This window comes from Chroococcidiopsis sp. [FACHB-1243] (assembly GCF_014696895.1).
Classification (GTDB): domain Bacteria; phylum Cyanobacteriota; class Cyanobacteriia; order Cyanobacteriales; family Chroococcidiopsidaceae; genus Chroococcidiopsis.
In genome coordinates this window covers 1-24,447 of record NZ_JACJQX010000054.1, presented here as the reverse complement: position 1 = coordinate 24,447, position 24,447 = coordinate 1, and the positions used below count along the sequence as shown (strand labels likewise).

24 protein-coding genes and 2 pseudogenes are annotated in these 24,447 nt (G+C 44.0%); 13 read left to right on the top strand and 13 right to left on the bottom strand.

The genetic code is table 11. The features are described 5' to 3' along the window. Window positions 1-680: 680 nt before the first annotated feature. Window positions 681-2,651, top strand: coding sequence for a heavy metal translocating P-type ATPase (locus tag H6G17_RS28065; protein WP_192161843.1), 1,971 nt, complete (start codon window positions 681-683; stop codon window positions 2,649-2,651). A 71-nt stretch (window positions 2,652-2,722) separates the two neighbouring features. Here the strand turns inward: H6G17_RS28065 and H6G17_RS28060 are convergent, their stop codons facing one another. Continuing rightward, window positions 2,723-2,860, bottom strand: coding sequence for a hypothetical protein (locus H6G17_RS28060; protein ID WP_192161842.1), 138 nt, complete (start codon window positions 2,858-2,860; stop codon window positions 2,723-2,725). Window positions 2,861-2,954: 94 nt separating this feature from the next. Here H6G17_RS28060 and H6G17_RS28055 point away from each other — a divergent pair, with 94 nt between their 5' ends. The 6 genes and pseudogenes from H6G17_RS28055 (at window position 2,955) to H6G17_RS28030 (ending at window position 7,306) form a co-directional block, all read left to right on the top strand. Then, window positions 2,955-3,908 carry a cation diffusion facilitator family transporter gene (locus H6G17_RS28055; protein WP_192161841.1) on the top strand — a complete coding sequence of 318 codons (954 nt, stop codon included), beginning with the start codon at window positions 2,955-2,957 and terminating at the stop codon, window positions 3,906-3,908. Between the two features lie 624 nt (window positions 3,909-4,532). Then, window positions 4,533-5,451: pseudogene (locus H6G17_RS28050) on the top strand (cation diffusion facilitator family transporter). Between the two features lie 187 nt (window positions 5,452-5,638). Then, the gene (locus H6G17_RS28045; protein ID WP_192161840.1) at window positions 5,639-5,800 is read left to right on the top strand and encodes a hypothetical protein; all 162 of its coding nucleotides are present in this window, start codon (window positions 5,639-5,641) and stop codon (window positions 5,798-5,800) included. Further along, entirely contained in the window at window positions 5,801-6,013 is a 213-nt protein-coding gene (locus H6G17_RS28040) for a DUF4058 family protein (protein WP_192161839.1), read from the top strand. Next, window positions 6,013-6,531, top strand: coding sequence for a hypothetical protein (locus tag H6G17_RS28035; protein WP_192161838.1), 519 nt, complete (start codon window positions 6,013-6,015; stop codon window positions 6,529-6,531). The genes H6G17_RS28040 and H6G17_RS28035 overlap by 1 nt, the downstream gene beginning before the upstream one ends. 4 nt (window positions 6,532-6,535) lie before the next feature. After that, window positions 6,536-7,306, top strand: a complete 771-nt coding sequence (locus H6G17_RS28030) for a hypothetical protein (RefSeq protein WP_192161837.1) — start codon at window positions 6,536-6,538, stop codon at window positions 7,304-7,306. 35 nt (window positions 7,307-7,341) lie between these two features. Here the strand turns inward: H6G17_RS28030 and H6G17_RS28025 are convergent, their stop codons facing one another. After that, complete coding sequence (locus tag H6G17_RS28025; RefSeq protein WP_192161836.1) at window positions 7,342-8,652, bottom strand: IS701 family transposase; 1,311 nt, start codon at window positions 8,650-8,652, stop codon at window positions 7,342-7,344. Between the two features lie 65 nt (window positions 8,653-8,717). On the opposite strand from H6G17_RS28025, the gene H6G17_RS28020 reads away from it, so the two are divergent. Continuing rightward, window positions 8,718-8,999, top strand: a complete 282-nt coding sequence (locus H6G17_RS28020; RefSeq protein WP_199317057.1) for an Arc family DNA-binding protein — start codon at window positions 8,718-8,720, stop codon at window positions 8,997-8,999. Next, window positions 8,999-9,421 (top strand): type II toxin-antitoxin system VapC family toxin, encoded by a 423-nt coding sequence (locus H6G17_RS28015; RefSeq protein ID WP_192161835.1) that lies wholly within the window; start codon window positions 8,999-9,001, stop codon window positions 9,419-9,421. The genes H6G17_RS28020 and H6G17_RS28015 overlap by 1 nt, the downstream gene beginning before the upstream one ends. 70 nt (window positions 9,422-9,491) lie before the next feature. Here H6G17_RS28015 and H6G17_RS28010 read toward each other — a convergent pair whose 3' ends face one another. Both H6G17_RS28010 and H6G17_RS28005 read right to left on the bottom strand, forming a co-directional pair. Further along, window positions 9,492-9,794 carry a hypothetical protein gene (locus H6G17_RS28010; protein ID WP_192161834.1) on the bottom strand — a complete coding sequence of 101 codons (303 nt, stop codon included), beginning with the start codon at window positions 9,792-9,794 and terminating at the stop codon, window positions 9,492-9,494. 290 nt (window positions 9,795-10,084) lie between these two features. Then, window positions 10,085-10,336 (bottom strand): hypothetical protein, encoded by a 252-nt coding sequence (locus H6G17_RS28005; RefSeq protein WP_192161833.1) that lies wholly within the window; start codon window positions 10,334-10,336, stop codon window positions 10,085-10,087. A 265-nt stretch (window positions 10,337-10,601) separates the two neighbouring features. On the opposite strand from H6G17_RS28005, the gene H6G17_RS28000 reads away from it, so the two are divergent. Both H6G17_RS28000 and H6G17_RS27995 read left to right on the top strand, forming a co-directional pair. Further along, window positions 10,602-11,231 carry a ParA family protein gene (locus H6G17_RS28000; protein ID WP_106167949.1) on the top strand — a complete coding sequence of 210 codons (630 nt, stop codon included), beginning with the start codon at window positions 10,602-10,604 and terminating at the stop codon, window positions 11,229-11,231. Beyond that, window positions 11,232-12,446 carry a ParB/RepB/Spo0J family partition protein gene (locus tag H6G17_RS27995; protein ID WP_192161832.1) on the top strand — a complete coding sequence of 405 codons (1,215 nt, stop codon included), beginning with the start codon at window positions 11,232-11,234 and terminating at the stop codon, window positions 12,444-12,446. On the opposite strand, the gene H6G17_RS34320 is transcribed toward H6G17_RS27995, so the two are convergent. Further along, window positions 12,443-12,565, bottom strand: coding sequence for a hypothetical protein (locus tag H6G17_RS34320; protein ID WP_277876098.1), 123 nt, complete (start codon window positions 12,563-12,565; stop codon window positions 12,443-12,445). The genes H6G17_RS27995 and H6G17_RS34320 overlap by 4 nt on opposite strands. A gap of 131 nt (window positions 12,566-12,696) precedes the next feature. Further along, entirely contained in the window at window positions 12,697-15,237 is a 2,541-nt protein-coding gene (locus H6G17_RS27990) for a DEAD/DEAH box helicase family protein (protein ID WP_192161831.1), read from the bottom strand. Between the two features lie 647 nt (window positions 15,238-15,884). On the opposite strand from H6G17_RS27990, the gene H6G17_RS27980 reads away from it, so the two are divergent. After that, window positions 15,885-16,694: a polysaccharide lyase gene (locus tag H6G17_RS27980; RefSeq protein WP_192161829.1), complete on the top strand. Its 810-nt coding sequence runs from the start codon at window positions 15,885-15,887 to the stop codon at window positions 16,692-16,694. 48 nt (window positions 16,695-16,742) lie between these two features. On the opposite strand, the gene H6G17_RS27975 is transcribed toward H6G17_RS27980, so the two are convergent. From H6G17_RS27975 to H6G17_RS34900, 5 genes and pseudogenes are all read right to left on the bottom strand, one after another. Then, window positions 16,743-17,912 carry a hypothetical protein gene (locus H6G17_RS27975; protein WP_199317056.1) on the bottom strand — a complete coding sequence of 390 codons (1,170 nt, stop codon included), beginning with the start codon at window positions 17,910-17,912 and terminating at the stop codon, window positions 16,743-16,745. A gap of 35 nt (window positions 17,913-17,947) precedes the next feature. Beyond that, a complete protein-coding gene (locus tag H6G17_RS27970; protein WP_192161828.1) occupies window positions 17,948-18,391 on the bottom strand; it encodes a hypothetical protein in 444 nt (147 codons plus the stop codon). Between the two features lie 13 nt (window positions 18,392-18,404). Further along, on the bottom strand, window positions 18,405-19,406 hold the full coding sequence (locus H6G17_RS27965; RefSeq protein WP_192161827.1) for a sigma-70 family RNA polymerase sigma factor: 1,002 nt from the start codon (window positions 19,404-19,406) through the stop codon (window positions 18,405-18,407). Window positions 19,407-19,454: 48 nt separating this feature from the next. Beyond that, entirely contained in the window at window positions 19,455-20,696 is a 1,242-nt protein-coding gene (locus H6G17_RS27960; protein WP_199317055.1) for a serine/threonine-protein kinase, read from the bottom strand. A 9-nt stretch (window positions 20,697-20,705) separates the two neighbouring features. Continuing rightward, window positions 20,706-20,777 (bottom strand): annotated as a pseudogene (locus H6G17_RS34900) (4-Cys prefix domain-containing protein); the annotation flags it as partial. A 107-nt stretch (window positions 20,778-20,884) separates the two neighbouring features. Here H6G17_RS34900 and H6G17_RS27955 point away from each other — a divergent pair. Further along, entirely contained in the window at window positions 20,885-22,006 is a 1,122-nt protein-coding gene (locus tag H6G17_RS27955; RefSeq protein ID WP_192161825.1) for an RNA-guided endonuclease TnpB family protein, read from the top strand. Window positions 22,007-22,062: 56 nt separating this feature from the next. Here the strand turns inward: H6G17_RS27955 and H6G17_RS32895 are convergent, their stop codons facing one another. Both H6G17_RS32895 and H6G17_RS27945 read right to left on the bottom strand, forming a co-directional pair. After that, the gene (locus tag H6G17_RS32895) at window positions 22,063-22,443 is read right to left on the bottom strand and encodes a metalloregulator ArsR/SmtB family transcription factor (protein ID WP_347276478.1); all 381 of its coding nucleotides are present in this window, start codon (window positions 22,441-22,443) and stop codon (window positions 22,063-22,065) included. A gap of 8 nt (window positions 22,444-22,451) precedes the next feature. Beyond that, window positions 22,452-23,942, bottom strand: a complete 1,491-nt coding sequence (locus tag H6G17_RS27945; protein ID WP_242038633.1) for a hypothetical protein — start codon at window positions 23,940-23,942, stop codon at window positions 22,452-22,454. Between the last annotated feature and the right edge of the window lie 505 nt (window positions 23,943-24,447).

Sequence of the window (24,447 nt, the reverse complement as noted above, 5' to 3'; positions counted from 1 at the left end):
AGTTTATTCAGCATTATGGTATAAGCAATATTGCATAAATTGTCAAGAGTTTATTGTAGTAATTTTTTAGCTAAACACTCCTCTCAAAAGCTTTGAATCTAGCGGGCGTTCGCTCTTGCCCAAACTTGATACATCTGAAGTAAAGATGGGAACATTATAGTTAGATTAGCTAGCGTAAATTCGCCCAACCTGTTTTTCCAACCACCTAGACCTAGACCTAGACCATAAAACCTCCAAGCTACTTGAAATTTCAGCAACTTATTAGTTTAGCCTAAAAGGAGGCTTTACTCTATTTCCTTATAAATATGGGCGTACATCGGATCGATCTCCCCAACTTTGGAGCGCTCGGAATCTGGAGCAAAATAGTCTACGTTCTCAACTCTAATAACTTTAATAACTCTCTTTCCAACAATGAAGACAAATTTAACTGTACTTAGTCACATTTTCGGTGAAAATTAGAATCATTCTTAAAAACTCGTTCCTCTTGTTAATGATTCTCACTCTATTAGTTGTGGGTGAAAGTGATAATAGTTTTCATTCTGAATTTGAATTAACAAACTGAGCATGACTCGCAGCAATTTCTGCACATTTAAGAGTACGAGAGTGTAGAATAAAAAATAAATTTGAATTACTGTTCAGATATTCATTATTTTTTTATTCGTCTAAAGCGAGGAAACATCGTGCCAAAGCCAAGTTCAAACCATTCGGGCTGCTCCAGCTGCGCTGGTGACGAGCATCAGCACGGTCACGACGACCGCGACCACGGTCACAGTCATGGCGACGGAGAGTTTAACCTAAAGGCGGAAATAGCTCCGGTTATCTTAGTAGTTATTTTATTTACCCTCGGTTTGATTTTTGAAAAGCAACTGCACAGTACGCCATACTCAGTCGGCGAGTATTTGGTTTTCATCCCTGCCTATCTCTTGAGTGGCTGGAATGTCTTGACGAGCGCTGGACGCAATATCCTCCGAGGTCGAGTATTTGATGAGAATTTTTTGATGACTATAGCGACGCTAGGGGCGATCGCGATTCATCTACTACCAGAAGCCGTAGCGGTGATGTTGTTTTTCAGGGTGGGCGAATTATTTCAGGAATTTGCTGTCGGTCGCTCTAAGAGATCGATTAAGTCTCTGTTGGAGTTCCGCCCTGACTATGCCAACTTGAAGGCGAATGGCGAAGTCAAAAAAGTATCGCCAGATGAAGTAGCTGTAGGGGACATCATCATTGTCAAGCCAGGGGAAAAGATTCCCTTGGACGGCAAGATCGTAGAGGGTGAAGCTCAGCTCGATACCTCTGCTTTAACTGGAGAATCAGTGCCGCGAACTGCGAAAGCTGGAGACTCAGTTTTGGCGGGCATGATTAATAAGACTGGCGTTCTCACGATCGAGGTGAGCAAACTATTTGGTGAGTCTTCCGTATCCAAAATTTTGGATTTGGTGCAGAATGCCACCAGCAAGAAATCCGAATCGGAGAAGTTTATTACTCAGTTCGCTAGGTACTACACCCCAGTTGTCGTTTTTCTTTCTCTGGGGGTGGCGATACTTCCTCCTTTATTGATTGCAGGCGCAGACCGATACCAATGGATTTATCGTGCCCTGATCTTGTTGGTGATTTCCTGTCCTTGTGGACTCGTAATTAGCATTCCACTCGGCTACTTCGGTGGTGTTGGGGGTGCTGCCAAGCGCGGAATTTTGGTCAAAGGCTCTACCTTTTTAGATGCCTTAACTAGGGTCAAGACGGTAGTGTTTGACAAAACAGGAACGCTGACTAAGGGCGTGTTTAAAGTAGCGCAGATCGTGCCAAAAAATGGATTCACTCAAGACGAGCTACTTCAACTGGCAGCCGAGGTAGAGTCTCACTCCAACCATCCCGTGGCTGAATCTATCCGAGAAGCGTATGGAAAAAAAATTGACGATTCCCAAGTTGAGGCTTACGAAGAAATTGCCGGTCATGGCATCCGCGCTCTAGTCCGAAATCGGTTAGTTATTGCCGGAAATGACCGCCTGCTGCACCGAGAAAATATTTCCCACGATCGGTGCAATATAGAGGGTACTGTCGTACATCTAGCTGTAAACAAGCGCTACGCTGGATACATTGCGATCGCTGACGAACTCAAAGACGATGCGTTTGAAGCAATTCAAGCCCTGAAGAAACAGGGGGTCGAGCAAACCGTCATGTTGACGGGAGATAATCGAGCCGTAGCCGAGCGGGTGGCGCAAAATCTTGGTTTAGACTCCTACTATGCTGAGCTACTACCCGAAGATAAAGTTGAGGCAATCGAGAAACTAATCTTACAATCTAGAAAAAATAATAAAGTTGTGTTTGTCGGTGATGGAATTAACGATGCTCCAGTAATTGCCAGGGCTGACGTGGGCATGGCAATGGGAGGATTAGGTTCTGATGCGGCGATCGAAACTGCGGACGTAGTGATTATGACCGATGCGCCGTCAAAGGTAGCTGAGGCAATCAAGACTGGCAAAAAGACACGTCAAATTGTTTGGCAAAATATCATTCTGGCTATGTCAGTCAAAGGTGTATTTATTTTGCTAGGAGCTTTCGGTTTGGCGACTTTATGGGAAGCCGTTTTTGCTGATGTGGGTGTGGCTTTGCTTGCCATCTTAAACGCCAGCAGAGTTCTGAGAGGGAATTAGCCAGGAAATAGTCAAACAGAAAAATTCTTCATCGACTTACGGAGGTTGAAAAATGGGATTGGGTCATATTTTCAGAGAACTATTGTGATGACGATCGCGATCGCGATGATGTTTGCGGCGATCGTCATCACAATAGGCATCACGATTACAATCCCCACAGTGAGCATCATGGCTACGATCGCTATAGTCACGATCGCGAAGATTGTCATTCAATCTACCCACATACGGCTCAATTTCGTATTATCCCCAAAGCTTTATCTGTGTTGACTCCCAAAAAACATTCTTAATCCTCAGATTTGGCTAGTGAAGGAACATTCTGATATTTATCGCCCTGCAATTGCTCCTGAGTGCAAGCACTCCCATCAGAGTGATGCAGAAGTCGCATACGCAAAGCAAAAGGTACGGCGACTCTGGATTGTCCTGGGATCGCGGAGTAGCTTGTTGCTAGTGGAACTGACAGTTGGGTTCTGGACTCATAGTCTGTCACTGCTAGCAGTTGCAGGGCATATGCTTTTGGATATCTTTACGTTGGGAGCAGCGTTAATAGCAGCTTCTTTAGCACAGCGTCCAGCCGCAGGTCAGGCTACTTTTGGGTATCGAAGGCTAGAGATTTTAGTGGCACTGATGAATGGAGCGATCCTGATCGCGATCGCCGTTCTCGTAGCCTGGAGAGCGATTGAGCGATTCCAAGCTCCAGAACCAGTTTTAGCCTTACCCACACTGATTGTAGCGGCACTGGGCTTGGCAATTAATAGCTTGCTTGTCAGCTTACTGCACGAAGACAGCGATCGGGACCTGAATCTACGGGGTGCTTTCCTCCATGTGATTGCCGATGTCGCCAGCTTTTTCGGCGTAATTCTAGCAGCAATAGTAGTTTATTGGTTCAATTGGTTTTTGGCAGATGCTATCGCCAGTTTGTTCGTAGCCTGTCTCATTTGTCTGAGTGCTTTGCCGCTCGTTTGGGATAGCTTGAGAATTCTGATGGAATACGCTCCCTCGACTGTCGATGTAGCTAAGGTTGAAGCTATTCTAAGTGCAAACGCTTGCGTCCAACAAGTAGAAAGGCTACACGTCTGGACGATTACCTCTGGGCAAGTGGCGCTATGCGCTCATTTAGTTGTGGAATCTCTAAACGCTCAAGAGCGAGATAGTCTGCTCTTGCAGTTGCAAACTCAATTAGAGCAAACGTTTGGAATTAGCGAGTCCACTTTACAGATAGTAGCCCTCAACGAAAGCAATTGCACTTCTCACCCTTAATAGATAAAAATTGCTATAAATTTTAAACGAGTTCTTGTTGTGAAAAGATTTATTCTACTCAGCTCAATAAATATCTACGCGCTATCAGTCGGGGCGAACGAAATGAGGTAGTAACGACCAATACAGTTCAACAAAGAGCGACAGTTATTGAAGTGAATCATCGAGCAAATAGTGAGATTGAAAAGATAAGTATACTACCGAGATCTATTTTTAAAATTCTCAAGCGAATCTAACTCAAACTCAATTTAATTTCTGAACAAAGATGTTGTCAGTGAGTTTCGTGCTTCTCAAAGAATTTATCGTCGTATCATTTTTAACTCAATAGCTGTCAAAGTAGTAGTTTTCTTTAACATCGCTCTAATAGAAGAAGCCCTTGCAAAACTACAAAAGTTTGAGAGCTGCCAGCACTCCAGATATTTTAGCGATCTATTGCTAGCATTGGTTGTAGGCAATTGGTGCTGCTAGTTTCTTTGTTATTTCCTCGATCTGCTTGGGTGCTATCTCGCCAAAGGAAGATAGCTTCATAGTTTCAATGGTGCATACTTGTGAACTAGTAGATGTGGCTGTCCGTTTGACAGCCTGTGGCATTTGAAATCAATTCCCATTTCCTTGCCTTTATTCGTTATGGCACACAGTCACGGCAGTCACGGACACGATCGCCCAGTTAACAACTACTAACCGCGCCTTTATCATCAGTGTTGCCCTCAATACTAGCTTTGTCGTCATCGAAGCAGTTTATGGGATTTTGGCTAATTCCTTAGCATTACTTGCCGATGCAGGTCACAACGCCAGTGATGTTCTAGGGCTGATGTTTGCTTGGGGAGCTACTTTCCTTACCCGTCGCCGACCGACTACACGCCGCACGTATGGATTGCGACGCTCTTCCATTTTGGCGGCGCTTTTAAATGCCAGCTTTCTTCTGGTTGTTTCCGGCGGCATTGGCTGGGAAGCGATTCTGCGCTTTCGCAATCCTGCTCCCGTCGCAGGCGGAACTGTAATTTCCGTGGCAGCAGTGGGAATTGTCATTAATACAGTCAGTGCTTTGATGTTTCTTGCAGGTAGTAAGAGCGATTTAAACATCAAAGGCGCATTTCTCCATTTGATTGCCGATGCAGCAGTGTCTGTAGGAGTTGTCCTTGCTGGCATTGCTATTGTTGCCACTGGTTTGCTGTGGTTTGACCCAGCTGTGAGTTTAATCGTCACTGCCGTCATCCTTCTTACTACCTGGCAACTGCTCCAAGAGTCTCTCAATTTAATTTTAGATGCGGTTCCAGCAGGGATTGAGCCGCTAGCTGTCCGCACCTATTTAGCCGAACGTCCTGGCGTGTCAGGAGTTCACGACTTACACGTTTGGGCAATGAGTACGACCGAAACTGCCCTCACGGCTCATTTAGTCATGCCCGCAGGTCATCCAGGTAATGCTTTTCTCGTTCAAGTCAGTCGAGAACTGCACGATCGTTTCGGCATCGAACACGCAACGCTGCAAATAGAACTGAGCGACTCTGCTAATGCCTGCCCTCTTGAGAGCGATCGCGTTGTCTGAAGCTGGGCTAAAATTTTCAGAAGTTACGGCTATCTACCTAGAGGCTGAACCTATTGAATGAAGCCCAGGTTTTGTTGGTGTAATTTGCGATCGCTCCAGTTGTAAAATATTGTATATTGTCATCGGTACTCCTGTTTGGGGTTGATTCTGATTTAGATGAGATGCTATGCCTTAGCCTGATCCTGCAATGAACCTTGACCTTGAGGGATATTTACGGTCAGACGTGTATTCGACACTGACAAACAAGATTTGCCAAGTGTTAGTACCGCCACTGCGTAAGCGTTGCACGGCTAGATTAGAAATTTACTTGGTGGAAGACAACGCTTCAGAAGCTGTGGTAGATGTTTAGATGTTGAAACTACCAGAGCGATTACCTGTCATTCCGGTACCACTGCGCCAGCCCAACCCTGACATACCATTTGACTTGGCTGCTGGACTGAATGCTATTTCCGATGAAGCTGCCTACGATTTGTCTATTGACTATCGCGCCACGTCACCGCTGTTATTCGAGTCGGATGCCCTCTGGCTGGAAAACCTGCTCGCACCATTGAGGGGGCAGTGATGTCCCGTCCCAGTCAAGAAAAATGCAGGTTATGCTCGAAGCTGAGCGTTACTGAAGCCAAGCTCAAACACGGAGTGGAAAGCGATCGCTGTTGGGACGACGAGCGCTGCCACAATCGCCGCTCCTACTACCGCCATCGTGGTGTACGCAACTACAATCGCAAACAACACCGCCGCCAATCGATCGCGCCAGAACTTTCGCCGCCAACGCAGACAGCAATTCTGGAAATTCCCGCTCCCGCAGCTCCAGCAGCAATTGCTCACTTCTACCGAGAAACAAAAGACTCGCCCCTACATGCAATTGGAGCCGAACTGTGGATGGGGAACCATCGAGTGGCAAAAATCGAACCCGTACATTGTTTGGGACTGGCAGAAGCACAAGTGAGAATGTTACTGATGAGAATATTAGAGGGATTTTCTAGTCATAGTAAAGTCAAAATCGAGCGCTTCCGTTCTACGGTAGAACTGCATCCAACCAACTGCCCGCTTCGCCCTTGTCCAATGCATCCCAATAGCTAAAAACGTGGTGGAAATCGTACAGCTCGAATTGAATTTGTGGCAGGCATTGGATGTGGCGATCGAGTCCCCTGAATCGGCGGACGTGCGATCGCTACTATTGTCTTTAGATCGGGTGATGGAGCATGGCGATCTAGCACAACAGTTGGCGATCGGAGCTGAGGGATTATCACGAATCGCAGTAGTTTACGCGGCACGGGCAGAGTCACTAATTTGGGCATGGGAAAGCCAATACAATCCGACCGAACCAGTTGTGGACACCGAAGGATGCACCGATCTATTCGTGCAGTCGCTACACTTAGATCTGTCCGATTTAATCGAGCCACCCCAAGCAGTACAGTATCCCCAAAATCGACAGCCCCCAACTGCGATTGCTACCAATAACTCTCTAGTCGGACAAGTGGATAAGTCAGCAGTATTGACAATGGTAGAGCAACTAGAAGCAGAAGATACTTCAACTCTATCTGATGCAGAGCAAAAGGATCTTGTAATTGCGCTTGCCCATACTGAAGACTTTTCGATGTGGAAGCGTGCGATCGCCGATTGTTTTACGAGTACGTCAGCCAGGTGCTTACCATTGGTCGAGCTGGTAGAACAAATACATTCTTCAACCACTCTAGAATCAGATCGGAAAATGCTATTAGTCAAAACTTGGCTAGCTGTTCTGTCGGGAGATTTTGAGTTGGAACAACGGGAAGATTTTTATAGTCAAACAGGAGTTTGGGTTTCTTTGCCTGACATCAATTTCAACAACCAGTTAGCCTTCAACTCATATTAATAGCATTACGCTATAACTATCCCTGTTGTGTCACTTTAGGCAGAAGAAAAATAGAATTCAGGCTGAGCCAGGAATATAAAAATTGGGGAAGTGAGCTTATAAACAATAGATTGGAGTTGGGAAAAACCATTAGATAGTTGAGGAATAGGAAAAACTGTCAACCAAGGGTATATGAGGTTAAATAAAATAAAAGGTTGAATAACTAAACGCAGATTGTTCAAAATATTCTTCCAGCCCTTACCATTATCCCACCAAGGATGAGAAGCAAATTGTGACTGAGAATCTGGTGGAGAAGGACGGATTTGTTCTGAATGAAGACTAACCATGAGATAGGCACTACATACAATTTCCCACCATCGTTCAATATCTTGATAGCGAGTAAAACGATAATCCGCCCAGCCTAATTCATTTTTACCTTGCTTTAAGCCATATTCAATCCATGTTCTTAATCCATAGAAGTTACCAACTTCTCTTGAGGTAATGTCTGGGTATTTACTCATGACATACCAGGTAGAGTTTCCAGGTAATTGTTCAATATCTGTGGTAATTTGCCAATATCTGTGTTCTTCACGTTTGCCGTGAATTATTTCTCTAATAAACCGATTCTCACTGCTGAGGTCAGAAAATACTCTTTTGAATTTGTGCCACTTTAAATATTGGGTATATTGTCTTGGAAGTAAATCTACAGCATGGTTTGAGCGTATTGCTACTAGATAACTTAAACCTAGTTCATCTAACACTGATATGAAATTTGTACCACTCTCACCATATAAGCTATCTGCTAGTACCAAGTTGAATTTGAAACCCATCAACTGTAGTTTTCTGATTAGCATTGCTCCGATTTGAGGCTTGGTAAGATATTTATCGTCTGGCTTCAATTTTTCTCGGGGCTTGTATACCTCAAATAGTAATGGAAAGGTCATCCCACAAAACACCCCATACGCTGTGACGGCTACAACTCCATTCTCTACTTCTCCCAAATTGCCAATGTACTGCCGTTTCACATAATCTGTCGTAGTACCTTTCTTTTTATCTCCGGTTTCATCAATCATTAAAATGATTGGTCTACCTTTTAACACCTGTAAAATTAGTTCTAAGCGCAAAGCTCTTAACTGTTCTACTTCCCAAGATGGTGCAGTTAAAAAATGATGTAGTCCTTGATAGTTATCTAGCCCTGCAATTTTCGCTATTTCTGGCAGACTTTTACGTTTTAAATCAGAAATACATCCGATATGTAGATATTTAAATGCCTCAAAATTCCTGACATCTGAAAACAGCTTTTTATACCACAGACAATATTCGTCCACAAATTTGACGGTTTTTACAGGTGGGCGAGGCTCTACCATTCTCTGTGTCTTCGTTCTAGGCTTTGTACATTCTTATGCTACCGCTAAAGTGACACAACAGGGCTATGCTACAGTTTTGCTATCAAGACCGAGGTGATAGTATGGTAAATATTAGTCTGCGGGACGTACCTGACGAGCTGTATCAGCAGCTCAAGCAAATGGCTGAGCATGAACGGCGTTCGGTTAATCAACAAATTTTAGTATTGTTGGAGCGCTCCTTAAAACTTCAACAGCGTCCTAGTGCTGAAGTTTGGCAACGGATCGAGCAGCGACGAGAAGCGATCGCTTCCCGAGTTGGAGTCACGCCCGATTCAGCCGAACTAGTTGCCGAAGATCGGAGTCGTTAATGCTGCTAGTCGTCGATCGTAACGTCGTAGCAAAATGGTTCTTTCCCGAAGAGTTACAGCAACAGGCGCTTGCCTTACAATCTGACTGGATGGCAGGCACAGTGGACTTGGTAGCACCAGTGTTGATTTTGACTGAAGTTAGTAACATTACTTGGAAAAAACAGCGGTTGAGCTTAATTACTCCAGCAGAAGCGATCGGTACGATTGAGGATCTACTACTGCTCTCGATTTCTACAGTGGAATCACAAACCGTTCTACGTCAAGTCTACAGCTTAGCTAGTCGTTTTGACCGTACCGTTTACGATGCGCTGTATTTAGCACTTGCAGCTTTCATGCAAGCAAAACTCATTACCGCCGACTTGCGGTTGTACAATGCCGTGAGTTCGCAACTGGAATTCGTCCAATACTTAGGCACTTACTAGTACCCAGATAGCTGAGTAACACAAAACGCGACCCAGCTAAAACTCCTGCAAGGCTAAAACTACTTCCGCTTTAATCGTAGGGACAAGACTCCCAGATATCGTTCTCAATCTCCCACTCAATCTCCCTCAACTCTTGCTGCCACTGAGAATAAGTCAATGAGTTCGATGGGTATACGTTTAAAGGTTCCCAGCGCTCTGGCGAGCTTGGCATTTCCGCTGTTTCATCGATCTCTTGCTCTAGAGCAGATGCTTTTGGAGACTTTATCGCTCGATCGGCTTGAGCTAGCGTTGATGCTGGCAAACCAGCATCAACGCTTTCTTCGGTCTTTTCAGGAGGTTGGCGTTTGATTAGTTTCCGGTATTTTTCTATCATAGAGTCGTCAGGGATGAGGGAATCTGCTCTACCTAAGATAGCAAGCGCGGCAGAGGTTACACGCGCCCGTTCTTTGGATAGCCGCTCCTCGCTCTTTTAGTTGCTTGTGCGGGTTGCTGACAGAGCGGAAATGCTCTCGTGCTTTTTGAGGAATACTTTCAGACAATTGCACTGTTTAAGTGAAATTTAGACATCGGGGAGCAAGAGACGATCGTAATGCCGTTGAGCCAAAAAGCTAAAAGTGTCGGCTTTGGCTACCCAGCTACATTCTATTTTTTCTTTCCCAACTGCTACGCCTTTGTTTTACTCTTTGCCTGTTTGACCAGGACGGGTCTGGGCTTCTTCTTTTTATGCTTCGGATCTTCAATTGCTCGTAACCCTGGAGGACGACAACTTTCACAATACAGTGGTCTAGGTCCATACGTTTCCCGTTGGGTGGGTTGACTGCAAGAAAGGCAAATGAATTTGTACAATCGCGTGTGGATCGTGCGTTCGTGAGCGCGGACTGTGTATTCTCTAACGTGGATGCGCTTGGAGGGCATGTGTCACTTCTGTAAGAACAAATAGAAATGAAAGTTTCTTCAATAGTAAAGAAATTATTGGCTCTACAATCCACAAGCCAAAACACATCGTAGCATCATTTAACGATAGCTAGTTGATAGCTCAATCTTTACAATTAGCCCAAAAGGCATACAATGGCTGCAATAACGTTATAGTAAAGCGTGTTTTACATGTTGCTATAACGTTATGGTAAATCCTACTAAAGCTTTCAAAGGTTGAAACAACAAGGGTTTTGAGGAAAATTTCATGAGCAAGATTCTTGTGATTCTTAATGGTAAAGGAGGAGTAGGTAAAACCACTACAGCCTTCAATACAGCCGCGATTTTTGCAGAAAACCGACGAGTCCTTTTAGTTGACGCAGATTCTCAAAAAAGTGCATCTTGGTGGGCTGAGCGGGGAGAACAATCATTTGATACTACATTCAACACAGATCCAAAGATTCTCAAAGAGTTGAAGACGGTGAAAGATTACGATCTAATTGTCTGCGATACCCCACCACATTTAGATTCCAGTACCCTGCAAACTCTGATTCATGTTGCTGACTATATCGTGTTGCCTACACCTCCTGCTCCACTTGATATTCAAGCACTCATAGAAACAATCAAGCAAGCGATCGCGCCCATTCGGGTTTTACACCGAGTCGTTCTAACCAAGGTCGATCCTAGACGACTAAACGAAGCAATGGCAGCTCAAAACACATTTATCAGAAGCAAAGTTCCAGTTTTTAATACCTTTATCCGCCAATATACAGCTCACGAACGTGCAGTTCTTGACGGATTACCAATTACTAAATATAAAGGCAAGAATACTCAAGAAGCTTCCTCTGACTACACCAGATTGGTTAGCGAACTACAACAATTGAAGGAGTGGAATTAAATGGCAAAGAAAAATCTCTTAGATTTAATCGCATCTCAAGCTGCTACTCTTGCCGACTCATCTGCCTCAATCCCTTCTAGTTTCAGGTCTACCGAATCGATATCTGAAGTCAATGAAGCATTGCAACACCAAATTCAGAAACTTGAAACTGAAGTTATTAACCTACGAATAGCAACCGATGGCGATCGAGACAAAGAATTTTTAGAGAAGCAAATTCAGGAACTAACCGCAAAACTGTCACAAATTAGTGGCGAACACGAGATTGAGATCGAACTGCTAGATCTAGACCCCGATCAACCCCGTAGCATTTTTCCTCAACATCTGATTGAGGAACGAGCTGAGAGTTTACGGCGAAACGAGCAAATCAGTCCGATTATTGTTATCCCTCAACCAAACGGACGCTATCGCATCTTCGACGGTGCGCTTCGCAAATTAGCTGCTCCCCGTGCTGGAAAAACAACACTGAGAGCTGTCTTCCTCCCTCACCATGAAATGCTCGATGGTTCTTCTCAGTTTGAGAAACAGTTTGTGACTGGAAAAGATACTGAGAAGCTACACTACCTGGACCTCGCCAATGGGCTGATTCGGATTATTTGCAATCGCTATCCTTACTTAAAATCTCAACAGTCTGAGATCCCTAATATTCTTAACAATGCACTATATCAACTAAAAAAAGCAGGTGGATTTGCGGAACTCAATAAAATCCGAAATGCATCTACTACGCAACAACGTGAGTGGTTAAAGGCTGTAGAATTCGCTTCTGCTGAGGCTTGTAACGTACTTGAAGTCATCCTAGATCGTCAGTTTAATCCTGCATCTGTTGCTAGTAACATATTCCCAATTTTAGCTCTATCTGACGATCTGAAAGCTGTTATTCAAGAAACGGGTTTAGAAGCTAGTAAAGCTAAAGCTATTAACAAACTCACAGTTGAAGTCCTCAAAGTTGATGAGAAAACTGCTATTAAAATCCGAACGGAATTAGCTTATTTGATTGCTCAGGAAGAAAAATCTTTAGATGAAACGAACCAACTAATTCGTCAAACAATTCAGCAGTACAATCCAGTTTTACCTCAGCCTAGCCTTAAAGCTGAAAAAACTATTAAACAAATAAGAAACCTGAACTTCGATGGTCTAAATCGACAACAGCTTAAAGATATCCAGTTTACCTTTCGAGAACGGCTTAAAGAACTAGATGCAAGAATTAAAGATAGTTAATTCACTTTAGGAGAAAACAATACTCGATCGCGCTCTGGCAAAGTTATCGGTTTCAACTCTAAACTTTTGCACTTCGTTTCGCCTGCCACTACCAAGCGCTGGGTAATTTCGTGGCGCAAAATTAAACCTCAGTATCTCCAAGAGCAACAGCAGTTGTCTCTGTTCTAGATAAAAATCGCTCTTTCTCACGATCGATACTCACACGGTTCGCTCAGCTCAAGTATCTCAAAAAGTAAAGTTCAAACATACCCTAACGCCAAGAGCGCCACTGGAGCTGCTCTCTCAACTGCAATACGAAGCGACGTGCTAATTTTAGTGCTTCACGGTATTCTTCTTCACCTTGATGCTCCGACCAACCGCAGCCGGTTTGCTCTTTGATATATCCAAACGCAGCCGAATGTAACAGAGCAGAATTGTTCGCGAAATTTGGTTCGTGTCCTTTTTCTCGGATGCGGGCGATCGCCGCCGCTAATAATTGCACGGGGCGATCCACAAGAGCGCGACCGTGAGCGCCATCCTTGATTAGCCCCCGTTGCATGAATAGCTCGTTCACCAAGCTCCGTACTTGCGCTCCGTACTGCGCCTGCATTTCTAGCTTAGCCTTGTCGAGCCGGACGACGCGATCGCTCTGGGGAACTTCTACCTCTGCTGTTGCTAACTCTGCCGCCAGTCCTTTGAGAAAAATTTCATAAGCTGCTGTTGGCATCGTGTCCTTCAGTCGCACACCACCAATAGTCACTTCTCCATCAGCATCTAAGTCCATCCCGCGCTGCTGCAACACCACTTTTTTCCGATAATCGCTGTAGGAGACTAATTTGCCTTCCACCAAGATCTGCCAATCCAAGCCGACGTGATGCAAAAACGTCGCCGGGGGCAGTTCAAAATTCGCGCGGGATTTCGTAATTTCAACTCCCGAAGGAATATCAGACCAAGCGGGAGCGATCTGTACCTGTGTGTTATCCAGCACTGCTTCCACTTGCACCTGGTAGGTTCTCTGGTTCCTGATTTGAGTTAATTTCTTGGCTATAGCATCGACTTCTTTTTGCCAAGGCAATACAGGAGGTGGCTGGCTGTGCTCTGAGGGAAAGCCGATTTCCAACTGAGTCGTGTTTGCTTCCAAGTCGCTGCTACCGCTTGAAGGCATTTGGGATGGTGCACGCTCGGCACTTGCGGCTGATAAACTCCCAGTCCGTTCGAGTTCTTCGATTAAAGAAAATTTTGGCACAAGTGCATCTTGTTCTACCACAGGCACGCGCAGCTCCAATAGATCTCCTGGTTTGAGCGTGCTGGTGTTCGATAATTTCAGCACGGTTTCGCCTGCTTCGTAAGCGGCTGTGAGTCTGGGTCTAATTGGTTTGTCTTTTGGGGCATCTTTAATCGCGTCAGATGCCACACCATGCCCAAACTGCTCGAATAATGGACGTAAGCCCAAAGCGGAATGGGTGACGACCACAGCCCAGTTCGGGTGGGTTAGTTCGGGAAAAGCTTCGGCGGGCGCTCCTGGTACTTTTCGCAATGCCCGTCCCCATTCCTGCTCGGCTGGGGACATCGATCTCAGAACGCATAAACAACATGAAACCGAAATAAATTTGTGGTCGAAACCCACACCTAGCATTCCACAATGGACGATTGCCCAGTATTCGCCCGCGTAAAATTTTTCCAACAGCGCGCTAGCACGACCCGCTAAATCGTATTGCTCGTGCTCCGAGTGAATTACCAGCACTTTTCCTTGGAGAGACGGAAAATTTTCTTCGAGCAGCTTTGCGACTCGATGCGTGTGAGGAATGTTAAGCGCTCGCACTAGCATCGCATGGGGTTGACCTGTAGCAGAGCGCTTGGAAAGCAAGATCCCAACTGCCATCTCCAGCACGGGTAAGCAGAAGGAATCGGCTAAGAGAATTTGGCGGAACCAAGCGCGATCTGTTTGTGCTTTGAGGATAAATTCTTCTGCCTCGTACTCGATCTCCCGACCATCTTCTTCTACCAAAAACGCAGTGCTGGTAGCTTCTTTGTACATCAGTTTTTTAATCGGGGCAGGATTTAACTTCCAGGCATCCTGAATCGTGAATTCGTAGTCTGCTACAGGTGCGTACCGAATCGCCTTTTTGCCAAACTCGTCAGTATCTTCTACTTCTTCATAACGTATGTATGGTAGAGGCTGGCTGTCGGAGCGAAATTTGGAGCCAGTAAAATTAGCGATCGGGGAATCAGTAAAATAGTTGAAGATAGTGCGATAACTAGCAGCCGCAGAAAAGTGTGCTTCATCGCAGACAATTACACCGACCGATTCTGGTTGAAGGTCGCCTCGTTGCACCAGGTTGAGCAAAAACTGGCGGTTGCCTACGAGCATATCTGCTTGATGCATAGTGTAGGCATAGCTACTGAAATTGCTGGCATCTAGCTCTACGATTCGGGGTGGCACAGCTCCTGAAGGCAAAACTTTCAAACTATACAGCAGCCACCGCTCGTAAATCGGTCGATGTTGGCGATCGCAGGGAAAATCCTTGACAAATCTATTACGCAATGTGCAGTTATCGCTCAAGAAAATCGCCTGTCTCCCCTGCATCCAAGGAGCAAGGATGTAGGGAACGAGTGCCTGCATCAGTGTCTTGCCCGTGCCAACTCCTGCGAGGATCAACGCTGCTTGCCGATAACTACCATCCATCTCTCCTTTACTAGCTTTCTGATAGATTGCTAGTAAAGCTTCAATTTGATGTGGATAGAGTTGCGTTTGCCCGTTAGTGATTCGGGCAAGCACGAGCTGATGATAGGTAAGGAAGTAGTTTTCCATCGTGCTATTAAAAGCTACTAGCAAGGACGAGCGGATTTGCGGCGGTTGCAGTTTCTACATAAAGCTAAAGCATTCCAGACTTGGGTTGCCCCTCCTTTGGAATACGCTGTTTTATGGTCTGCTTCAAAATTTTCTTGACTTAATGGTATGCTACAAATTTCGCACCTGTAATCGGCACGACTCAGTATCGAAAGCTTTTGACTAGGTGTAAATCGCCTTCGCATCAGGAAGCATCCTTTTTCAAAGCTAATACAAAAATTCTACCTTTCACAACTTGTCGATGGGTGAATGTTACCCTACTCGATCGCGGCTTTAATTTCATATAGACTCTAAAGTCAAATTAAACCTTCAGTTTCTGATACATATCTCAATATGTTATTGGGTAGTGCAAATGGCATCAGCTGTGAAATTATTTTTTAATTATCGACATATTGGCTAGTTCTTCTTAGGAGATAAGTCATATTTATCACCTGTGAATTTACAGAAGTTTTTGCCAGATTAAGAAAACAGTAAACTTGCGGTTTTCAAAAACTTGAGTATCTCTTTTTATAGAAGTAAAGAGGGACAAGCTCCCAATGATTTCTATAAAAAAACGTGCAGTACATCCACCGATCAATTTAGTGACAGAGCGGTTACGGAGAAAAAATATGACCGTTGAGAATTGCAATAAATCTGCCAAAGTTTGGCAACAGCGATCGCTACGCTCGGCTTTAGGCACGATATTCTTGGGTACGGCTTTGTTCGCTTTAGTGGGAACACATCAATCTCATGCCAGAATCATTGAGTCATCGACTGAAGTTACACAAGCTAGAAATAAAAGTTGCTCTGGTATCGAACCGTCCTACAAAATCAAAAGAGCTGGTCAAACTGCTCTCAAACATTGGGTAGATCGCTGTGGCGAACGTGCCGAGATTGAAAAAAATAAAACTGAAATTGGTGGAACCTACTGGTACGGGTGGTCTGTATTCATTCCTACAGACTGGAAAGATAATGACGCAGGATGGGACATTCTGAATCAATTTGCCGCTTATCCCACCAAAAAAGGTAGAAGACATCCGTGTGGTGGAGTTGGCTCTAAAATTTCTCGTAAAGGTGATGCGATTGGATTCGACCTGCAAAGGAATGGTGGCTCTGTTGACGATAAATGCACTCGATTTACTCTAGCTAAGGTTGCCGAGCTGCGAGGGCAGTGGACTGATTTTGTCATGCATGTCAAATGGACGGGCAACAAAAACGGATTCCTCCAACTTTGGTTGAAAACAGGTAATGGTAGCTATATTCAAAAAATCAACTACCACGGAGCTACCTTCTGGAACGATGAGGGAACGGGACCGTATTTCAAGATGGGATTGTATAAAGGCGATCCTAACTTTAAAGGACCCGCTCCTAGGGTTGTCTACACTGACGAATATCGCCTGGGCGATGCTAATTCCGGCTTTGGGCAAGTTGCACCATAAGCAGCGCGATCGCTTGCTCAATTAGGGTGGCGATCGCTTTTAAGCCTGCTAATCTTTAAATGGTGGTGCAAGTGGTTGTCTCAGCTTACCACCACCACCAATATTGTCAGCTCTGTTATTATCAATGATATGCAACTTTGAAAAGATTTTCATCAGATCGTTGTAGAAATCGCCACTGTTACCTTCAAGATTGTAGCCGTAGCGAGCGCGAAATTCTTCTGGTACTCCTTGCTCTACAGCAAGGTAGTGAGCGTCCCAATAGGCATCATCGACTATGTATGCACCATAATTTTGCAGTGCCGTAAATATTTTCTGAGCTGGAAAGGTTTTCAATCGTAAACTCTTCATCTCTATGCGGGGTGGAATTGCTAGCAAGCTACCTTGTACGAGCTTGGGATTACTCCCTTTATATTCACTCTCGGCATATCGGTCGGCACGGTCGGCGGGCCAGCGATAACCAGGCATGGATTTAGAATAATGAAGATATTTTTTGCCCCAAACTAAGACTTTGATTGCGTGACGAATTGGTTCGTCACCTGTTAGTTCGCCTCGGCGAATAGAACCGCCAATTGCCGATAGACCTGACCCGAAATGAGTGCCTTTGATGCCATCACCTTTGATATCAACTCCTCCCCAAGGATTGCGCCAACCATATATGTCTCCACCAGCACTGCAACGAGCAAGGGGTTCGAGTTGCTCGATCGTTCTGCCATCGGGCATCAAAAAAGCAGCAGCATTGTTCGGTGTCGAATAAGGATAGCTGGTTGCATCTGGAACGATTAAATTATTGGGAATTGGCAGCGAAAGATTCATAGATATCTGTTTTCCCGTGCAACGTCCAGGACCAAAGCTTCCGGGCGATAAAACCGCCTGTAATGGATCGCTATCCTTGAGCCTGTAAAAATACTCGCGATCGATCCCCAAATGATTGGCTGCTTCAAAATTAGCTGGAACATAGCGTGCATCCGCTCCTATTGGCATATTCCAGATCGAGCAACGATGGAAAGGTTGATGCCACAAATTGCGAGTTTTGGGAAACTCATCGCTCGGCTTAGGAATTTCAGAAGGTAATTTTCCACATAAACTGAGTTTTGTTTTACTACCATCCACTTTGGCAGACTCTATTTGTTGGGCAATTGCATCTGTGGAACTAGATACAATTATCAGTCCAACTGCACCAATACAAAAAAAACTTGAAGAAAAAAGAGTAGCCTGCATAATTGATGACGTATGGTTGCAAGAATTTTTTATAATTAGTGTTGAAAGTTGATGAGCTGAGAATATTTCAGTTGAGGTAGTCCTGGATAATACAATCTGGTTTTACTACAAGAATTGAACTTATGATGAACTTGACCGTTTTTCTCTAACTCTGACAAATACGTGTTCACAAGCGTTGAATTTAGTTTCAATTTTTTTGCTAAGAACAGCGTATTTTGTCCTGGTTTTAAGTTAATTAAATTCAGCAATCTATTGAGATCGCTACAAATGCTGGGTTCATCAGCAACCATTAACTTAAATCCAGCAATCTTATTAGGATTTACCTTAAGTGGAAATGCCAGCCGATTGGGAGTATTTGACAGTGTAATCGCTTCAGATATACGTGTAATTTTTACTAGCTGCCATTCGTTATAGTTAAACTCCCAGACAGATAGTAGTTCAAAAAGGTCGTGTAATTTGATAGCTGGATAAGAGGACATAATATTTTAGCCATTAAACTCGTTCTAGAAGGTCGATTAATTCCGCACCAGATTTCTGAAAAGAATATTTAATTCTTTGAAAAGCTCTATCTTTAATTTGTCTAATTCTTTCGCGCGATAAATTTAGGTATTGAGCTACCTCATTCAGCGATCGATCTATTCCATCTTCTAGTCCAAAAAGTAGCGATAGTACAGTTCGTTCTCTAATTGTCAAAATACTCGTTATTTGTTGGACACAATCGTGCAGATAATAGTGGATTTCGTCACTTTCACTCGTTTGACTAGCTTGAATATCCTCTAATAGTTCACCTAAACTCATATCTCGTTCAGATCCCGCTCCCAAACGTAAATCTAGAGAAACAATTTTTGAGTTCAGGTAGGATAAATACTCTTGAAGTTCTTGTAAGTCTATATTTAAAAAATTTGCTATTTCATTAGTTGTAGGAGTACGTCCTAACTGCTGCGATAATTGGCGTTGTATCTTCTTAATTTTGTTAAGACTTTCAATAACGTGAACGGGTAATCGAATCATTCGAGCTTTTCGGGCAATCGCTCTGGTAATTGCTTGGCGTATCCACCAATAGCTGTAAGTGCTGAAACGATAACCTTTAGTAGGAGCGAATTTTTCTACCGCTCGTTCGAGACCTAGAGAGCCTTCTTGGATTAGGTCTAAAAGTTCTAAGTCACGCTTTTGATATTTTTTGGCAATTGCTACTACCAAGCGTAAATTTGCTTCAATCAGTTTTTTCTTAGCAGATTTTCCCTGCTCTAAAGCCTGTTTTAGTTCGGACTCAGATATTTGTGAATATGCCGCCCATTCAGGAAATGTTGGTTCGCGATCGAGATCTTGAGCCAGTTTGTCTTTCCTAACGATAACAGCTTTCATTTTTTGAACCTGAGTTCCGTAACTTATCTCTCGATCGTGAGTTAGTAATGGGATGCGTCCGATTTCTTTTAAATAAATCCGAACTAAATCTTGAGTGTTGTTCTCTTTGTCTTGAATTAGAATATCCATTTATTACTTTCAACTATATTTTATATTGACAAAAAAACTTAAACATTTCTAACTAAGTAATATTGACATAACTACCCAACCACCAACTATAAAGACTAAATGCCCCATCAACAAACTCATTGCTTCTCCAATCTCTTCTCCTTGATGTATCCGATAAATGCCTTGAAAGAAAGAGAAAAGAGTTGATAAAGCTAAAAAAGATCCACATATTGCAATCAACTGTGTAGAAATACCGCGAACGCCAATAGCGTCAACGTTATTTGACTGTTGAAATAAATTTCTAAAGATACTGTTTACTCTTACTAGTAGCACTGAAACTACTGGTGCTAGAGAGACTACAAGGAGAACTCCTAATGGAACTGAGATAAGCGCCGCTTTAACTAGAAGGTTAAAGTTATATTTCCTTCGTTTTTCTATTTGATATGTAATAGCTTTTTCTAACGCTACTGTTTGCACGTCAGCATTGATGACTAAATCGTTTGAAATTTGGTAGTGTTGGTGAAAAGAAGGCGCATTTAACTCGGCAAGGGCATCAGCAGCTGACAAGTAACGCTTCGTCGTCGCTTTTGCTACTAGCTGAGTTAAGCCTCGCTCTAATTGAGAGCTGATTGGTTGAGGTAAAAAATCTCGCCATACCCATCGATCTTCTCCATAAGAGAATAGCTCGAAAGGCTCTACCTGGGTCAGTAAATGCAAACAAGTTACTCCTAAGCTATAGAGGTCACTAGCGAAAGTTACCTTGCCGCTTACTTGTTCCGGTGCTGCATATCCAGCAGAGCCAATCGTCGTCCCAGTTTTTGCTAGTTCTGTTTGGGTGGCACGTTTAGCCGCGCCAAAATCCACCAGTACTAGGGAGCGGTCGCGTTCGCGGCGAATGATGTTGGCTGGTTTAATATCGCGGTGGATGACTTGATGCGAGTGGATAAATTCAAGTACTGGTAATAAAGCTATGAGGAGGTCGCGAATTTTAGTTTCGTTGAAAGCTCCCGTCTCTAGGAGTTCCTCTTCTAGGTTACAACCGTTGATATACTCTTGAACGATGTAGCGTCCGCTTGACTGCTCGATATAATCTATAAATGTTGGTATCTGAGGATGAGTCCCCAGTTCTTTGAGCCTACGAGCTTCTTCTTCAAACAACTTGTCAGCAGTTTGAGAACGAGCGGGAGAAACAAACTGTTTGATGACGCAGCGCGGTGAATTGGGTAAAGATATATCTTCAGCTAAGTAGGTACGACCAAACCCTCCTTGTCCGAGCGGTGCGATCGCTCGATAGCGCTGCGAAAGTATCAAGCTAGAATCACAGCTAGTACACCGCGTAGTACTGTCCGCATTCTCTGGTCTTTGACAATGGAGATTAAAACAATAACTCATCGGAAAATGTGGGTGGAAACCCCGTCCTTCAGCAAAGCGTAGGACGGCTTTACAAAACTTTGTATTTTACAGATACTACCCTCTATATATGAAGGTACAATATCTGTATGCAAAGAACTATTCGCATCCAACTCAAACCAGACGTTGAAGCTACTGAGGTACTGTCTCAAGCAATTGAGCAGTATACCTGGTCGTTCAATGCCGTGTGTCAACTTGGATGGGAAAAGGATTTGGTTAGTGGTGTAGAGTTGCATAAAGCCACTTACTACGACCATCGCGCTCTGACTGGTTTGCCTTCTCAATTGGTTTGTGCTGCTAGGGTCAAAGCTACTGAAGCTTTGAAATCGGCTAAAAAACTCAAAAAGAAAGGCAAGACTGTTAGTTGCCCAACCTCGAAACGATGCCCAATTCGGTACGATGCCCGTTCTTACACAATTTGGTTTGACCGTTGTGAAGTATCGATTCTTGGTATTGATGGAAGGGTTAAACTTCCATTTGAAGTAGCCGAATACTATCGACAATACTTGGACTGGAAACACACTAGCGCCGACTTGCTGCAAGACCGTAAAGGGCGATGGTGGTTGCACGTTGTTATGGAGACTGAGACTCCCCGATCCATTACAACTCCAGAAGTTGTAGGAATAGATTTGGGTGTTACTAATCCAGCGGTCGATAGCCGAGGGAGTAAATATGGTTCTGACCATTGGAAGGGGGTAGAAGATAGGACATTTGAGTTGCGTCGGAGATTGCAAGGCAAAGGCACAAAGTCTGCTAAACGGCATTTGAAAAAGCTGTCTGGCAAACAGAAACGGTTTCGCAAAGACTGCGATCACGTACTGAGTAAGCGATTGGTTCAGTCTGTTAGCACTGGCGCAACATTGGCTTTTGAAGACCTTACGAATATTCGCGGTAGAGCAAAGGTAAGAAAAGCGCAACGCCGCAGATTGCACTCTTGGAGTTTTGCCCAATTCCAGGCGTTTGTTACATACAAAGCTGAAGCCAAGGGTGTCAAAGTTGGTTTCACCGACCCTCGTTACACTAGTCAAAAATGCAGCAAGTGCGGACATATTGAGCGAGGAAATCGCCCATCTCAAGCTGAATTTCGGTGTAAAAAGTGCAGGTATGAATGCCATGCGGATTACAACGCTGCGGTAAATATTCGTGAGAATTTTCTAAGAGCAGGGGCGACAGTCAATTCGCCTATTGTTTCAGCCGAGTCTCTCGGTTAGGAACAAGCTCCGTCCCGTAAGCGGGCGGAGTTGTTGACGAACTTTCTCAAAAGTTTCTACTTTTGAAGCGCGATCGCTCCCCGTTGTTTTTCACGAAAGACTCTTAATTGCCGAGCTTGTCGATCTACTCTTGCAGCAAGGCGACAACAAGCAAATTGCCACAGACGATAAATTTCTTGATCTTCAACGCGGTAATAAGCAGATGTACCCGCACTGCGACGAGTGAGAATCCCTGCTTGCCATAGAATCTTTAAATGCTTGGAAACATTAGCTTGGCTGGTATGAGTTGCTGCCACTAATTCTTGAACGCATTTTTCACCATCCCGCAGTAAATCGAGCAGGTGCAATCGCATTGGTTCGCTTAACAGGCTGAAGTATTCTGCCACTTGTTGTTCCACTTCTGAGGATGCAGTTCTAACCGTTCTGGTTAGCGGTATACAACTTTCTATACCATTTGGTTTATCGTTACGTCGTCCCACTTTACGTAATCTCCGTTGTTTCCAGTTCCTAAAGTACCGAGTTCGATAACTACCCAATTTTTAGAAATTGGTACTTCGATCTCTAAATGCTCCCAGCCATTTTTTTTAGTTGAACTGGCTGAGATTTCGGCATCACCATTGCGATAGTCGTAACCTAAACCTTTTAAAGCTGCCGACGCGCCGCCGTTGACATATACCCACGCACCAATCTTGACTTTTTTGCTTCTTTGCAACTTACTGGCAATACGTCGAACGCTAAGCGGCTGACCTGGAGCGGTATTGCCGTTGTTAAGCTTGACATAACCTTTCCCTCCATGCGCTCCACTGTTATCATTGCGAACAAAACTGACGCGCTCTGAAACACCTTTAAGAAGCCATGCATCGCTATCTTCAAAGGGTATCCAGTCCATTTCAACATTATTATCTGACTCAAAGTCGCCATTCGAGAAAGTCCTGTTGAGGCGTAAATCTTTGATTTGCTGATAGGTTTTAGTTGGATTAAAGTTTGGCGCAACAGCCCAGCTATCGTGACCATCCAGATCGAATAGCAATGCGTGGTCGTAGCCGAACCGCTTCAATTGTTGTCCGAAATAAGCAAACCAGCGACGGCGACAGTCTTCTGTTTCGTATTCCAAACCTTCGCAGTAATCCGATATCGATCCCGATTCGCTAATTACGAGAGGTTTTCTGACTCCGTAACGCGCCAAGACCCGCCAAGGATGCCCGAGGCGATTGTCAGAAATTTGTCCCCCATAGGCGTGCAGACCGATGTAGTCGCTCACATCGGCAATTCCATTAGCTAACATTTCATCTAGTAAAGAAGATTCTATGCCAGATACTGGTGGAGACTCGATTCGGATCTGCGGGTCGATCGCTTTAGCTATCTGGTAAGCAATTTGAGTCATGTCAACGCACTCTTGAGCTGACATCTCACCGTTCCCAAAGTCAAGATCGGGTTCGTTGTCGATAATGTAGTAAAAAATCTTGCCATGATAATGCGTCATGACACTACGCGCAAAATGGCGGAAATTTGCCTTCCACTGCTCGTAGTTCTTATCTCGCTCTACATGCATCCGTGCCGACAACACGGCATGGATTTTCATCCCAGCAGCGCGATATTTATCGACAACCATATCTCTAGCAGACCAGTCGAAGCCAGCGCCTTCCGTAGAGCCAGCGACTCCATCCATGCCCATTCTAATTACGCCCAATCCCAGATCTTTTACGTGTAGAATGGAGCGATCGACATAGGTAGGATCGGTATTATAACCAGTACCGTTATTTATACCTAAATATTTAGTTAGCGCCCATGTTGGAATAGGGCATAGGAGAGCAGAAACTAGGAGTAAACTAATAAAACTTTTAACAGAGCCAATCGATCGCCTAAAAGAGATTTTATGACTCTGTAGTTTATTTAATATAAATGAAATTTGCTGTAATAACTGTTTGAAGAACACGCTTCACCTCCAAGATATTTTTTTAACATGCCGCCAAGTCCTGCTAGCTTATACTTTCAGTAATAAACTCAGTTATGTTATTAGCTTTGAAAGAAGTGGCATATTATTTGCTAGCTTTGCAAACTAGCAGCAAAAGCTATTCTTACTAAAATCAAGACAAATTTAGTTAACCTAATATTACTTGAATTTTTCTATCTTCAAATACACTAATATAGTTTTTATTTTCAGCAACCCGTAAAACTACTGATTGTTTGCTAAGTTCGATTGATTTATCGCTTCTTTAAGAAGTAAAGATAAATTAAAGTTTCACTTAAAACCCTTAAGAGCTGATTCGTAAACAAAAGCTTAAGATGTCATTCGCTTGACCATCAAACGAATCAATGAGCCATAAATCATGGCTTCACTTATTAACCCGGCAATCGAAAAGGCTACAAATAAAGGACAAAAGAGGTACAATGGAGGCATGAATAAACCTGATGCCCGATTGCTTAATCCCACAACTCAA

Bases quoted from the DNA above. Each gene is read 5' to 3' on its own strand.
- H6G17_RS28010 (WP_192161834.1), bottom strand. From the start codon at position 9,794: ATGATAGAAAAATACCGGAAACTAATCAAACGCCAACCTCCTGAAAAG.
- H6G17_RS27965 (WP_192161827.1), bottom strand. From the start codon at position 19,406: ATGGATATTCTAATTCAAGACAAAGAGAACAACACTCAAGATTTAGTT.
- H6G17_RS27975 (WP_199317056.1), bottom strand. From the start codon at position 17,912: ATGCAGGCTACTCTTTTTTCTTCAAGTTTTTTTTGTATTGGTGCAGTT.
- H6G17_RS28005 (WP_192161833.1), bottom strand. From the start codon at position 10,336: ATGCCCTCCAAGCGCATCCACGTTAGAGAATACACAGTCCGCGCTCAC.
- H6G17_RS28035 (WP_192161838.1), top strand. From the start codon at position 6,013: ATGTCCCGTCCCAGTCAAGAAAAATGCAGGTTATGCTCGAAGCTGAGC.
- H6G17_RS28045 (WP_192161840.1), top strand. From the start codon at position 5,639: ATGAACCTTGACCTTGAGGGATATTTACGGTCAGACGTGTATTCGACA.
- H6G17_RS28025 (WP_192161836.1), bottom strand. From the start codon at position 8,652: ATGGTAGAGCCTCGCCCACCTGTAAAAACCGTCAAATTTGTGGACGAA.
- H6G17_RS28000 (WP_106167949.1), top strand. From the start codon at position 10,602: ATGAGCAAGATTCTTGTGATTCTTAATGGTAAAGGAGGAGTAGGTAAA.
- H6G17_RS27990 (WP_192161831.1), bottom strand. From the start codon at position 15,237: ATGGAAAACTACTTCCTTACCTATCATCAGCTCGTGCTTGCCCGAATC.
- H6G17_RS28040 (WP_192161839.1), top strand. From the start codon at position 5,801: ATGTTGAAACTACCAGAGCGATTACCTGTCATTCCGGTACCACTGCGC.
- H6G17_RS27970 (WP_192161828.1), bottom strand. From the start codon at position 18,391: ATGTCCTCTTATCCAGCTATCAAATTACACGACCTTTTTGAACTACTA.
- H6G17_RS27995 (WP_192161832.1), top strand. From the start codon at position 11,232: ATGGCAAAGAAAAATCTCTTAGATTTAATCGCATCTCAAGCTGCTACT.
- H6G17_RS28015 (WP_192161835.1), top strand. From the start codon at position 8,999: ATGCTGCTAGTCGTCGATCGTAACGTCGTAGCAAAATGGTTCTTTCCC.
- H6G17_RS27955 (WP_192161825.1), top strand. From the start codon at position 20,885: ATGCAAAGAACTATTCGCATCCAACTCAAACCAGACGTTGAAGCTACT.
- H6G17_RS28060 (WP_192161842.1), bottom strand. From the start codon at position 2,860: ATGACAATCTTCGCGATCGTGACTATAGCGATCGTAGCCATGATGCTC.
- H6G17_RS27980 (WP_192161829.1), top strand. From the start codon at position 15,885: ATGACCGTTGAGAATTGCAATAAATCTGCCAAAGTTTGGCAACAGCGA.
- H6G17_RS28020 (WP_199317057.1), top strand. From the start codon at position 8,718: ATGCTACAGTTTTGCTATCAAGACCGAGGTGATAGTATGGTAAATATT.